The organism is Streptomyces sp. NBC_01450, assembly GCF_036227505.1.
In the GTDB taxonomy this organism is placed as follows: domain Bacteria; phylum Actinomycetota; class Actinomycetes; order Streptomycetales; family Streptomycetaceae; genus Streptomyces.
Genome location: NZ_CP109480.1, coordinates 7,774,987 through 7,787,664 on the forward strand (window position 1 = coordinate 7,774,987; position 12,678 = coordinate 7,787,664).

General features: G+C 72.6%; 11 protein-coding genes. 3 read left to right on the forward strand and 8 right to left on the reverse strand.

Annotated elements, in window-relative coordinates; genetic code table 11:
* The first annotated feature begins 103 nt into the window (after window positions 1-103).
* Window positions 104-1,375 carry an esterase/lipase family protein gene (locus OG568_RS34545; protein ID WP_329534392.1) on the forward strand — a complete coding sequence of 424 codons (1,272 nt, stop codon included), beginning with the start codon at window positions 104-106 and terminating at the stop codon, window positions 1,373-1,375.
* Between the two features lie 110 nt (window positions 1,376-1,485).
* On the opposite strand, the gene OG568_RS34550 is transcribed toward OG568_RS34545, so the two are convergent.
* On the reverse strand, window positions 1,486-2,196 hold the full coding sequence (locus tag OG568_RS34550; protein WP_329534393.1) for a YoaK family protein: 711 nt from the start codon (window positions 2,194-2,196) through the stop codon (window positions 1,486-1,488).
* A gap of 411 nt (window positions 2,197-2,607) precedes the next feature.
* Here OG568_RS34550 and OG568_RS34555 point away from each other — a divergent pair, with 411 nt between their 5' ends.
* A complete protein-coding gene (locus OG568_RS34555) occupies window positions 2,608-4,206 on the forward strand; it encodes a PE-PGRS family protein (RefSeq protein WP_329534394.1) in 1,599 nt (532 codons plus the stop codon).
* A gap of 152 nt (window positions 4,207-4,358) precedes the next feature.
* Here OG568_RS34555 and OG568_RS34560 read toward each other — a convergent pair whose 3' ends face one another.
* The 6 genes from OG568_RS34560 to OG568_RS34585 all read right to left on the reverse strand — a co-directional run bounded on the left by OG568_RS34560 (window position 4,359) and on the right by OG568_RS34585 (window position 10,638).
* Entirely contained in the window at window positions 4,359-4,775 is a 417-nt protein-coding gene (locus tag OG568_RS34560) for a transglycosylase SLT domain-containing protein (RefSeq protein ID WP_266582247.1), read from the reverse strand.
* A gap of 376 nt (window positions 4,776-5,151) precedes the next feature.
* On the reverse strand, window positions 5,152-5,979 hold the full coding sequence (locus tag OG568_RS34565) for an ECF transporter S component (protein WP_329534395.1): 828 nt from the start codon (window positions 5,977-5,979) through the stop codon (window positions 5,152-5,154).
* Complete coding sequence (locus OG568_RS34570) at window positions 5,976-7,610, reverse strand: ABC transporter ATP-binding protein (RefSeq protein WP_329534396.1); 1,635 nt, start codon at window positions 7,608-7,610, stop codon at window positions 5,976-5,978. The genes OG568_RS34565 and OG568_RS34570 overlap by 4 nt, the downstream gene beginning before the upstream one ends.
* A complete protein-coding gene (locus OG568_RS34575; protein WP_329534397.1) occupies window positions 7,607-8,734 on the reverse strand; it encodes a CbiQ family ECF transporter T component in 1,128 nt (375 codons plus the stop codon). Before OG568_RS34575 ends, OG568_RS34570 begins: the two co-directional genes overlap by 4 nt.
* Before the next feature lie 15 nt (window positions 8,735-8,749).
* Window positions 8,750-9,406 (reverse strand): SCO2322 family protein, encoded by a 657-nt coding sequence (locus tag OG568_RS34580; RefSeq protein ID WP_329534398.1) that lies wholly within the window; start codon window positions 9,404-9,406, stop codon window positions 8,750-8,752.
* Window positions 9,403-10,638 (reverse strand): prenyltransferase/squalene oxidase repeat-containing protein, encoded by a 1,236-nt coding sequence (locus OG568_RS34585; protein WP_329534399.1) that lies wholly within the window; start codon window positions 10,636-10,638, stop codon window positions 9,403-9,405. The genes OG568_RS34580 and OG568_RS34585 overlap by 4 nt, the downstream gene beginning before the upstream one ends.
* Before the next feature lie 288 nt (window positions 10,639-10,926).
* Here OG568_RS34585 and OG568_RS34590 point away from each other — a divergent pair, with 288 nt between their 5' ends.
* Window positions 10,927-11,595, forward strand: coding sequence for a phosphotransferase family protein (locus tag OG568_RS34590; protein ID WP_329536542.1), 669 nt, complete (start codon window positions 10,927-10,929; stop codon window positions 11,593-11,595).
* Between the two features lie 11 nt (window positions 11,596-11,606).
* On the opposite strand, the gene OG568_RS34595 is transcribed toward OG568_RS34590, so the two are convergent.
* The gene (locus OG568_RS34595) at window positions 11,607-12,596 is read right to left on the reverse strand and encodes a PP2C family protein-serine/threonine phosphatase (RefSeq protein WP_329534400.1); all 990 of its coding nucleotides are present in this window, start codon (window positions 12,594-12,596) and stop codon (window positions 11,607-11,609) included.
* Between the last annotated feature and the right edge of the window lie 82 nt (window positions 12,597-12,678).

Here is a 12,678-nt window from a genome sequence, read left to right on the forward strand (position 1 = left end):
TCCGTTTTTGTCCCCTGATGATGAGCCTCACATCCAAGTCGCACGACCCCGGGGCGTATGCACCGGGGTCTTCGTGCGGCCTGAAGGAAGGGGATCAACCGCAGTGAGCAAAGAGAAGGCGGCCCGCGAGCAGCAGTTCGTCGGTTCGATCGGGCTGATGGCCCCGTTGGACCAGCCGAAGCCGCCACCGGCCCCGGCGCCGGACGAGACGTGGCACTTCGGACGGCACCTGAACGCCGACGAGGAGGGCCAGGAAGGCTACGTGCCGGTCTACGACGGCACCGCCTGGGTGTACTACGGCAAGGACCACAGCGGTCTGCAACGGCCGGTGGTGCTGGCCGACGGCTTCAACGTGGGGCCGAGCAGCCTGGACGAGCTCTACGACGGCTTCGAGCGGGGCGAGTACCCGCTGATCAGCCAGTTGCGCGAGCGCGGGCGGGACGCGGTCATCTTCGGCTACGGGGAGCGCTCCGCGTCGATCCTCGACAACGCCGGGTACGTGATCGAGGCGATCACGAGGCTGATCGACGAGCGCGAGGGCAAGGCACCGCTGGTGGTCGGCGGGTTCAGCATGGGCGGTCTGGTCACCCGCTATGCCCTGGCGCGGATGGAGACCCAGAAGATGGACCACCAGACCGAGGTGTACTTCTCCTGGGACAGCCCCCACCGGGGCGCGTGGGTGCCGATCGGTCTGCAGGCGTTCGCGCACTACATCAAGCGCGGCAACCCGGCCAACAGCGCGCTGTCGGACCAGATCAACAGCCCGGCCTCCCGCGAGCTGATGTGGCGGCACATCGAGACGGTGGACGGCACTCCCGGGCAGGACAAGGCCCGCTCCGACTTCCTCGCCGCCCTGGAGCGCGTCGGTAACTGGCCGAGGCGACCGCGGAAGATCGGCGTCGCCAACGGCACCGGAAACGGCCAGGGCACGGGGATCGAGCCCGGCGTGAAGGCGTTCCGCGCCACCGGGTTGCTGTTCCCCGGCACCACCATCTACACCCAGTCCGAGGGCGACGAGGCCTTGGTCGCCGAACTGAAAGCGACCCTCGGGAAGAACGAGACGATCACCACCGACGGGTTCCCGGAGATCGACGGCGCTCCCGGCGGCACCCTGGCGTCCTTCGGTATCGCCGCCGAAACCCTCAACAAGTTGATCCCCGGCAGCGCCGTGGCCCCGGTCCCCGAGATCTGTTTCGTGCCCTCGGTCAGCGCGGTGGCCGTCCGCGACGTGGACACCACCGCGCTGCTGAACACCGACATCAGCGCCCTCGACCCCGGCGAGAGCGAACTCGACGCGTTCCTGTGCGCCTCCCGGAACGAGGAGCACACCAAGGTCACCGAAGAGCTGTGCACCTGGCTCCTCGACCAGCTGTAGTCCGGCCTGCTCGAAGGCCCCGGACTCCGTGACGGAGCCCGGGGCCTGTTCGCGCGTTGAGGGAGTCCGCGTCCCTCTGGTCACGGACTGCTGAGCCCATACGGACCCCGTCACTCCCGACCGGACGTCGCGACCGCCAGTACCCCCGCCAGCAGTGCCGCGAGCAGCAGGGGGATGGCCAGGCCGTGGTGGCTCACCAGCCAGGCGCCGAGCGTCGCGCCCGCCAGCATGGCGAGGACGGCCGCCGTGCGGCGGGGGGAGCGGTGGCCCGAGCCGTCGCCGGCCGCGGAGTCGGAGGCGAGGCCGGTCAGGGTCATCGTCAGGACGGTGGTCGTGAGGTCCGGCACGCCGAGTTTGCGGACCGTCGCGTTGCGCAGGCCCATGGCGAAGGCCGTGAGGGCGATCAGGGCGTAGGTGGTCCCGGTGGCGCCCGGCGCGACGAAGGCGACCACCGCGGACGCGCCCACGAACACCGCCTCCGCGGTGAGCGTGACCCGTGCCCAGGTCCGGCGTGAGCCGCCGCCGTACCGCCCCGCGATCCGGCCCCCGGCCGCGGCGCCGACCAGGAAGCAGGCCAGCGAGGTCGAGGTGTGCGGGATCGAGAAGCCGGGGGCGCCCGCCGCGGCGAAGCCGAGTACCACCACGTTGCCGGTCATGTTCGCCGTGAAGACATGTCCGAGTCCGAGATAGCTGACCGCGTCGATCAGCCCGCTGACCACGGTCAGCGACAACAGCACCACCACCAGACGCACCCCGCGTGCCTCGGGGTCGTGGGCCTGCGGCTCGGTGTTCTCGGTGCCCTCTGCGCTCTGCTCGCTCATGGGGGCTCCGGTGGGAGGGAAGGGCACGGTGTGCTCAAGTCCACCACGGGCACGGGGGACTCCCGGACATCGGGGGGCTCCGCGTGTCAGTCCGGTGCGCCGCGCCCCGGGGCAACCGTGCCCGTCAGGTCCCGCGTGCTGCCCCCTGTGTCCTTCCGTCCCGGGGCGCCCCGAAGTCACCATGGCTCTCTATACCTCTGGGGACAACAGAAGCGGGCGCTCAGGCAGACGACGGGAGCCCGGTGGATGAAGAGGTGGGTGGAGAGGCGTATGGACAGGCGGCAGTACGGCGAGGGCGGGCGCTCAAGGGCGGGATCACCGGTACGTACCGCGCCGCTGCCACGCCCTGCCTCCCCGGGCCCCCACCGGACCCGGACCGGGTCGGACGCCGCGCCCAGGACCCCCGCCGAGATGGCGGCGATCCAGCGCACGGCGGGCAACCGGGCGGCGTCCGTGACCGTGCAGAGGGCGGGGGAGGCGAGCACGAGCGCGCCTCCCGCTGTCGAGGAGTCCGCCCAGGAGGACCGCCGGGGCGCGGCCGTGATCACACGGCTGAGCCGGTCGATCGAGGGCCATGTCGTCGTGGCGAAGATGAAGACGAATCTGCTGGCGCCGGGCACGTGGTGGCCGGAGCACTGGATGCCGGACGGCCCGATGCGCCTGAAGCGCACCCTGGAGCGCCGGGTGATCAGTGGCGAGCTGTTCGGTGCCCAGGATCTGGAGGACATCAGGACGCTCTCCGAGGTGAACCCCCAGTGGCTCGCGAAGGTGGGTATCGGCACCTTCAAGGAGTCCGAGGACTACATCGAGGGCGACTACAAGGACTGGCTGAGGAACGCCCCGGGCAAACGCATCCTCGCCGCGACCCTGGCCTTCCAGAAGCACGCGCCGGGCACGCGCGCGGCCGGCGCGCCCGCCCCGATCTCCCCGGACTACACCCTCGGCCGTTTCATGACCACCAAGGCTCCCGGAGTCACGGAGGAGGAGAAGCGGCCTCTGCGCGCCGAACGGGACGAGCAGATTCGGCAGACCGCGGTCGACACCCTGCACCCGGCCGGACTCGCGGCCGAACGCCGGCACCCCGACGCGGACAAGCCCGCGACGGCGAAGCACGCCGCGAAGGACGCCAAGGCCCGTGACGTCTTCACCTCCGTCCTGCTCCTGCTGCAGCACGGGCTGAAGACCTACGACCCGGGGGCGGGCGTGGCGGCGCACGTCGACTACCGCGAGGGCGACGTCGTGCGGGCGCTCGCCCACGGCGGCCGGGTCAACATCCGCATCCCCGCTCTGCGCGGGGGCGAGTCGTCCCAGTCGTTGACGGACTTCCTGGGCGTCACGGATCAGGGCCGACGCGCTCAGTTCGTCGACAAGCGCGATTTCGCCACGCACCGCACCACCATCGAGAAGAACAAGGAGGGCGGCGAGCCGGGCAAGTTCCAGGAGAAGGGCGGCTTCGGCGCGTCCGTCACGAACTATTTGACGCCGGGCGTGCCCCACGTCGGGCCCGAGCGTCCGCAGCTCATGGGCATGGACATCTCCGGCGGCGGGTTCGGCTCGCGGGACTGGAACGGCGACGTGGTCCTGCCGAACGGCTCGTACGGCCACATGCTGCTGATTCTCACCCCGCCGACCGCGAGCAAGGACGGTTCCCTGCTGGTCGGCATCGAGACGATCAAACCCCACGCCGACAGCCCGGTCGGCTATGTCCACAACTTCCGGTCCACCGAGGCCACGGCCAACCCCGAGTCGGTCCTGCACGGTCACAAGGGGGACAAGGTCGGCACCGGAGGCCTGAAGCACAACGAGCGCCTCGTGGAGCTGCGGGAGCTGGGGAAGGCCCAGGGAAGCGGGGACTGGCGCGCGTTCCTGGACCAGATCAAACGGGAGTGGCTCGACGAGCTGGAGAAGAACAAGGACGACGTCGCCGAGCAGCGGAAGATGTACGAGCGGCTCGTCGGCCGACGGCAGCACTTCTACGAGCAGAGCGCGCAGACCGAGCAAGGCGATTAGACCGAGCGGATCGATCCATTCGAGCGGATCGATCGGTTCGAGCGGATCGATCGAGTTCGATGGGCATGGCGAAGGCGGCGGCCCCGGGGATCGGGGGGCCGCCGCCTTCGCGTATGCGGTGCTGGGGGCGCCGGGGGTTACCGGGGGGCCGCTCAGTACCAGTTGTGGGCCTGCCAGAAGTTCCAGGCGGCGGCAGGGCTGCCGTAGCGGGAGTTCATGTAGTCCAGCCCCCACTTGATCTGGGTGGCCGGGTTCGTCTTCCAGTCGGAACCGGCGGCCGACATCTTCGAGCCGGGCAGGGCCTGGACCAGGCCGTACGCGCCGGAGGCGGAGTTCGTGGCGCTGGGGTTCCAGCCGCTCTCGTGCTCGACGATCTTGCTGAAGGCGCTGAACTGCGCGGCGTCCGGGATCATCCGGTGCGCGACGGCCTGAGCGGAGGAGGCCTGGCTGGTGGCGGCCTGGGCGGGGGCCGCGGCCAGGACCATGCCGGTCGTGGCGGCAGCCACGGCGGCGGTGGTGAGGACCTTCTTCGGGGAGGTGGCGAAGCGGCGGATGAAGGAGACGGACACGCGGAGAACCTCTCTTCGGGAACAGGGCTGCCGCGGTACGCCGTGACCACACGATGTGTGGTGGGGGCGTACATCGGCGCCGCGGCCCGGGTGGGCTCGTGGCGCCTGACGACTGCTCCAGAGAAACAGGCTCAGGGGGGCGTCCGCAATGACCCCTTTTACTAGTGGTGGTCGCATCCGAGGGAAACGTCCCTTGTGTGACCTGGGTCTCAAACCCCAGGTCAGAGGGGTTGGCGACGCGTCCATGCCACACGTCTGGCACTACGAACCCGCTTCGTATGTGACGTGGGCCCTGTGGGCCGCCTCACCCCGCGCCTGACAGAAGGTGTGCGGGTGGATACGGGGCGCGTCCGAGTGGTGTGACCTGGGTCGCACGTCACTGGGGTTCGAAGGTGACCGGGGTCTCAAAGGCGGCCCGCCGCGTCGCCCGGCGCAGCGCCTTGAGGAGGGGCGCGCCGAGCGCGAGGGTCAGGACGACGGTGACGACGGCCCGGCCCAGGTCCCAGCCGAGGGAGGTGGCCAGGCAGTAGGCGAGGAAACGGGCCAGGTTGGCGGGCACGTCGGCGTGCGGGTCGAAGGCGACGTTCGAGGCCAGCGCGTCCATGAAGGGCCAGCCGGCCAGGTTCATGACCGTGCCGTACGCGAAGGCGGCGCAGAATCCGTACACCGCGAGCAGGGCCAGTTCCCCGCGCCCGCGCAGCCGGTCGGGGCCCGGCAGCAGCCCGGCACCCATCGTGAACCAGCCCATCGCGAGCATCTGGAACGGCAGCCACGGTCCCACCCCGCCCGTGAGCAGCGCGGAGGAGAACATGGTCACGGACCCGAGCACGAACCCGAACCCCGGTCCGAGCACCCGGCCGCTCAGCACCATCAGGAAGAACATCGGCTCGATCCCCGCCGTCCCCGCGCCGATCGGCCGCAGCGCGGCGCCGGTCGCGGCCAGCACCCCGAGCATGGCCACCGCCTTCGGGCCGAGCCCGGACTCGGAGATGGTCGCCGTGACGACGGCGACGAGCAGTACCAGCAGCCCCGCGAACAGCCAGGGCGCGTCCTGCGCGTGCGCGGCGACCTGCGAGGTGGGATCGGCGAAGAGCGGCCAGCCGAACCCGGCGACCCCGACGGCGCTCACGAGGCAGAGGGCGGCGAGGGAGCGGGGCCCGAGGCGGACGGCTCCGGCCTGGGGACGGGCTCGCGGTGTCGTCATGCGAGGGCCTCCCTGACCTGGGTGACCGTGAGCCATGGCTGCGGCGCGAGCACCTTCGTGACCTGGGGGGCGAAGGAGGGGGAGGCCACGACCACCTCGGCCGTGGGGCCGTCGGCGACGATCTCGCCGTCCGCGAGGACGACGACACGGTGCGCGAGCTCGGCGGCGAGTTCCACGTCGTGGGTGGCCAGGACGATCGCGTGTCCCTCGGCGGCCAGGCCGCGCAGGACGGTGACCAGGCGGGCCTTCGCCGCGTAGTCCAGGCCGCGGGTCGGTTCGTCGAGGAGCAGGAGCGGGGGGCGGGCCGTCAGGACGACGGCCAGCGCGAGCGCCAGCCGCTGCCCCTCCGAGAGGTCACGGGGGTGGGTGTCGTCCCCGATGTCCGGCAGCAGCTCGGACACCAGGGCCCGGCAGGTACCGGGCTCGGCCCCCGCGTCCTCGTCGGCCGCCGCACACTCCGCGGCGACCGTGTCGGCGTACAGCAGGTCGCGCGGTTCCTGCGGGACGAGACCCACCCGGCGTACGAGGTCCCGCGGTGCCGTCCTGGTCGGGACCGCGCCCCCGACCAGGACCGAACCGGCCGCCGGCCGGACCAGGCCGACCAGCGTGCCCAGGAGGGTGGACTTGCCGGCCCCGTTGCGGCCCATCAGCGCGATGATCTCGCCGGGGGAGGCGGTGAGGTCGACGCGCCGGAGCGCCTCGACGCGGCCGTGGTGGACGGCGAGGGCCTCGATCGAGGCCGGGTGCGAGGGCGTGGGGCGGGAGGGCGTGGGCTGCGGGGTCCTCGGCTGCGGGGTCCTCGGTTTCGGGACGAGCTCCGCGAGCCGCTCCCGCAGGGATCCCGCCCTGCGCCGTGCGTCGCGCACCGTGAGGGGGAGCGGGGACCAGTCGGCCAGCCGGCCCAGGTCCACCACCGGCGGGTACACCGGGGACACGGCCATGATCTCGGACGGCGTGCCGAGGAGCGGCGCGGCGCCCGGGGACGGAAGCAGGGCGACCTGGTCGGCGTACTGGATGACGCGTTCGAGGCGGTGCTCGGCCATGAGGACGGTCGTACCCAGGTCGTGGACGAGGCGTTGCAGAACGGCGAGGACCTCCTCGGCGGCGGCCGGGTCCAGGGCCGAGGTGGGCTCGTCGAGGACCAGGACCTGAGGGTGGGGGGTCAGGACCGAGCCGATGGCGACGCGCTGCTGCTGGCCGCCGGAGAGCGTGGCGATCGGGCGGTCACGGAGGTCCGCCAGGCCCAGCAGGTCCAGGGTCTCCTCGACACGGCGGCGCATCACGGCCGGTGCGATGCCCAACGACTCCATGCCGTAGGCGAGTTCGTCCTCGACCGTGTCCGTCACGAAATGGGACAGCGGGTCCTGGACCACCGTGCCGACCACGTCCGCGAGTTCGCGCGGCTTGTGGGTGCGGGTGTCCCGTCCGGCGACCGTGACCCGGCCGCGCAGGGTGCCGCCCGTGAAGTGCGGGACGAGGCCGCACACCGCGCCGAGGACGGTCGACTTGCCGACGCCGGAGGGCCCCACGAGCAGGACGAGTTCACCCTCCGGGACCTCGAAGTCCACGCCCTGGACGGTGGGTTCGGCTGCCCCGTCGTACGTCACGGAGACATCCTCGAAGCGGATCATGAGGGGTCCTTGGGAGTGGAGGGTTCCTGTGAGCGGGGTGGTGAGTGGGGGGCCGGGGCCACGAAGGCGGGCAGCAGGCCGAGCAGGATCGCCGCCGCGGGCCACAGGGGCAGGGCGGGGGCGGCCAGGGGGAGGACGCCGGGGCTCAGGGCCGCGGGGTCGTACGCGGCGGAGACGATCAGTCCGGCGGCCACCGCGACTCCGGACCCCGCCACCAGCCAGGCCCGTACGCCCCACACGTCCGGGCGGTAGCGCGTGCGGGCCGAACGGCGGCCGCCGAGCCACAGCCCGCCGAGCGCCGCGGCCACTCCCGCGAGCAGCACGGGCAGGCCGTAGGTGCCGCCCTCGGCGGTCAGCACTCCGTACGTGCCCGCGCAGACGCCGAGCAGACCGCCCAGCGTCAAGGCGGTGGTCGTGCGGCGGACGGCGGGCGGAACCTCGGCGATACGGCCGTAGCCGCGCGCGTCCATCGCCGCCGCGAGGGCGACCGAACGTTCCAACGCGCCCTCCAGGACGGGGAGTCCGACGTGCAGCAGACCGCGCAGCCCACGGTCGGGGCGGCCGCGCAGGCGGCGGGCGGCGCGCAGTCGCCGGCCGTCCGCGATCAGGTTCGGCGCGAACGTCAGCGCGACGACCACCGCGACGCCCGCCTCGTACAGGGCGCCGGGGAGTGACTTCAGCAGCCGTGCCGGGTTCGCGAGGGCGTTCGCCGCGCCGACGCAGATGAGGAGCGTGGCCAGTTTCAGGCCGTCGTACAGCGCGAACAGCAGGCCCTCGGCGGTGACCCGGCCGCCGATACGGATGCCCTGGGCCCAGTGGGGGAGGGGGAGTTCGGGGAGGGTGATGAGGAGGTGGGTGCCGGGGACGGGGGAGCCGAGGAAGACGGCGAACGCCAGCCGGATGCCGAGGACGGCGATACCGAGTCTGACGAACGCGGCGTAGGAGCGGGCCCAGGGGGCGTCGGTCCGGCGGGCGCCCACCACGTATCCGGCCACGGCTATGAGGAGGGCGAGCAGGAGGGGGTTGGTGGTGCGGGAGGCGGCGGTTCCCAGGCCCAGGGCCCAGATCCACCAGGCTCCCGGGGGCAGGGCGTTGGAACGGTTCGCCCGCGGCGTGCGTGTCATCGGCGGTCCCCGTGCTCAGGACCGGCGGCGGCGGGTCTGCCAGACTGCCGCCCCGCCGAGCGTTGCCACCGCGGCGATTCCCGCCAGCAGGCCCAGCGACGGCCCGTGCCGGGCCGAATCGGCCTTGACCTTGGCCTTGGCGGTGGTGGGGCTCGGAGTGTGTGACGTCGTGACCTGGTCGCCGCAGCCCGTTGCGGGGTAGCCCGCGATGGCACACAGGAGCGCGTTGGTGTCGTAGCGGAGGGGTTTGGCCACCGTGGCGAGGGCCTCGGCCGTGGTCGCGTCGGCGGGGACGCGGGCGCAGACCGTCCGCGGCGCGGGCGGCGTCTCGCCGCCGGGGGCGTCCGCGGCCGTGCCGGAGTCGATGACGAGGGCCACCCGCTTGCGGCCCGCCTGGGCCGGCGTCTTCGCGCAGATGGACGCGAAGTCGGCGTCGCCGCGCGGCTTGGAGGCGTCCTGCGAGTCCGCGCTCACCGCGAAACGGAAGCCCTGCACGTCGCCGTCGGACGGCCGCGCGGTCGACGGGCCCTGGGTCGCGTACGTCCACTTCCCGCCCGTCAGGTCCCAGAAGGACCAGTAGCGGTAGCCGACGGCCTGGGCCTGCCCCACCGTCGTGCCGAGCACGAGGAGGAGCAGGGACAGGACCAGAACGCACGTCCGGCGACGGCTCACGGCTGCTGCTTCTTGTTGCGGGCGCTGATCAGGAAGCCGATGCCGATGCCGCCGACGAGACCGACGCCGATGATCCACCAGACGCTGACGCCGCCCTTGTCGTCCTTCTTCGCGTGTTCCCCGGCGGATGCGGAGGCCGTGGGCTCGGCGGGGAGGGACGCGGGCGCGGGGCCGGTGGCGTTGAGCTGCTCGACGAGGTCCCGGCCGCCGAAGTCGCGCGGGTCGGACGCCTGCGCGTCGGCGGCGAGGATGAGCTGCGCGTACGCGGCGGGTCCGCTCTGCTCGGCCCACTGCGCGGAGTGGGCCTCCAGCCAGCGCATCGCGCCGGCCGCCTTGTCGCCGTGCCCGGCGGTGGCGAGCGCGACGACCGCGTCCGCCGTGTTGCCGTAGTCGGGCTGGTTCTTGGCGCCGGGCATCACCGACATGAGGTGCTGGTCCTTGCCGAGCGCCTTGACGAGGTACGCGGCGCCGTTCTGGGCCGCCCGCCCGGCGCTGTCGGCGGTCTCGCAGGAGAGAGGATCGGCGGTGGGCTTCAGGGGCTCACCGGCGAGGCCCTTGCCCAGGGCTCCGACCACGGCCGCCGCCGTCGCGTCCGCGTTGGCCGCGAGCTTGCCCTTCTTGTCCGGCTGGTAGGCGAACGCGCCCGCGTCGGCCTCGCCGCACGGGATCGACAGCTTCGCGAGGGCGTCGTACGGCGACTTGCCGCCCTTGGAGACATCGTTCGGCTTCATGCCCACCGCGGTCAGCGCCCCGATCACCACGGACGTGGAGTTCGCGTCGCTCGCGCCGCCCGGCGTGTAGCCCCAGCCGCCGTCCTCGTTCTGCACGGACTTCAGCCATGCGACGGCCTTGCCCGTCTCGCCGTCGTGGCCGCCGAGCGCGGCGAGGGCCTGCACGGCCGCCGAGGTGCTGTTGGTGTCGACCATCGTCTTGGCGTCGCACTTCGCCGACGCGTCGGCGCGGTACGCCGCGAACGCCCCGTTCGCGCACTGCTGCCCGGCCAGCCAGTCGACGCCCTTCGCCGCGGGCCGCACGCCGACGGTGTGCTGGGCGAGCAGCGCGAGGGACTGCCGCCAGACGCCGTCATAGGTGGGGTCGGTGGTGCCGTAGAGGCCGGAGGGCATCGCCGGGGAAGGCGAGGGCGAGGCGCCTTCGGCCAGGGCGGCCGGGGTGAGGGCCGTACCGATCACTACGGTGGCGGCCAGTACCGCGGCGCTGCGGCGAACAATCATGACTCTCCCTGCGGGGAGCGGGCAGCACCGGGCGCAGGCTTGGCCCCGAGCGGCTCCGGCCCCGTATGCCTCGACGGTGCCGGCCACCGACGGGCTGCCGGTGGCACGAGCCGGTCACGTCCCGGACGAGGCGATCCGGCTTACTACCCAGCGGGTGGCTCACGGTTGCGGGACAGCGCCGGAATTGCACCGGCTTCTCCGCGTACGGGTGTGATGACGACCTGCTTACTGTACCGGCCCGTAGGAATCGCCTGAGGAGTGGCTGTGACGGTGGATAGGTTCGGAGCCATGCGGACGGGGCGACTGATCGGTTCGGGGCGTTCGGCGGATGTCTTCGAGGTGGAGGGGGAGCGGGGCTGGGTGGTGCGGCGGGACCGGGACGGGTGGGGGGACGCGGCGGCCGAGGCGGCGGTGATGGAGTACGTGCGGGGGCACGGGTATCCGGTGCCCGCCGTGCGGGCGGCGACGCGGGCCGAGATGGTGATGGAACGGCTCTCGGGGCCGACCATGCTGGAGGCGTTCGAGACGGGGGAGATCGGCGCGCGGGAGGGCGGTGGCGTACTCGCCGGACTGCTGAGCGCGCTGCACGCCGTGCCCGGCCGGGGTTCCGGTGACGCCGGCGTCCGCGTACTGCACCTGGATCTGCACCCCGACAACGTGATGCTCACCCCGGACGGCCCCAAGGTCATCGACTGGTCCAACGCCGAGGACGGGCCACCCGGTCTGGACTGGGGCATGTCCGCCGTGATCTTCGCGCAGGTCGCCGTCGGCGGCGAGGACTACGCGGAGGTGGCCCGCGAGACGCTGGTCGCGATGCTCGACGGGAACGCGGACCGGGTGACCGAGGAGGGGCTCGCCGAGGCGCGGGCACGGCGGGCCGTCAATCCGACCATGAGTGCCCGTGAGGTCCAGCTCCTCGGTGACGCCGAGGAGCTGATCCGGGCGCTGCTTCACTGAGCGGTGCACGGTCACGGCACGGGCGCCGGAACCGTCGCCTCCGTGGGCTGGCACAGCACCAGGGCGAGATCGTCGGCGAGTGCGGTGCCGGTGTGGGCGAGCAGACGGGCGTGCAGGGCTCGCAGGGCGTCGTCGGGGAGCGGCTCGCGCAGGGCGAGCGCGGCCTCGCCGAGCAGCGGGAACGGGGCGCCCTGCGGGTCACGGGCGTCGGTGAGGCCGTCGGTGTAGAGGAGTAGCCGGTCGCCGGGCTGGAGCCGGACCCGGTACTGGCTCGGGTCCGGACCGAGTCCCAACGGCAGCGTGGGGACGAGGGGTTCGAGGAGTTCGATGCGGTGGCCGGAGCGCAGCGGGGGCGGATGGCCGCAGTTGACGAGCCGCACCTCGCCGGGCGCGAACTCGGCGAGCACCGCGGTGACGAAGTCCTCGGGGCCCAGTTCGGGAGTGATCCGGGCGTCGAGATCGACGGCGAGAGTCGTCAGGTCCGGTGTGGTGTAGGCGAGTTCACGGAAGGCCGTGAGGGTGTCGGCGGACAGCCGCAGCGCCTCGACGCCATGGCCGCGTACGTCGCCCACGAGGACCCGCAGGCCGTACGGCGTCATCGCGACGTCGTACAGGTCGCCGCCGACGGCCGACTCGTGGGAGGCGCTGTGGTACCGGGTGCAGACCAGGGTGCCGTCGAAGGTGCGCGAGATGGGCCGCAGGATCGCCGTCTGGGTGACCCGGGCCACCTCACGGGCCCGCGCCAGCCGGTCCCGGAGCCGGTCGCGCTGCCGGGCCGCGTACACGGTGAGCACGCAGCCGACGAGGAGTCCGCCCCAGCGGACGCCGAAGCCGGTGCTCGGCACCGCGTCGTTGCCGAGTCCGATCGCCAGGCCCAGCGCCGCCGACCAGCAGCACACCAGCACGGTGTGCCGGACGCCGAGCCGGGCGCAGGCCAGCAGCGGGCCGATGAGCAGCAGGGTGATGAGCCGCGGTACCTGGTCGAAGAGCAGATCCGGCACGGCGATCAGCAGACAGGCGACGAACGGCGCGAGCAGTATCCGCCGCTCCTGCCGTTCCTGCCGATTCCACTGCTCCCGCTGC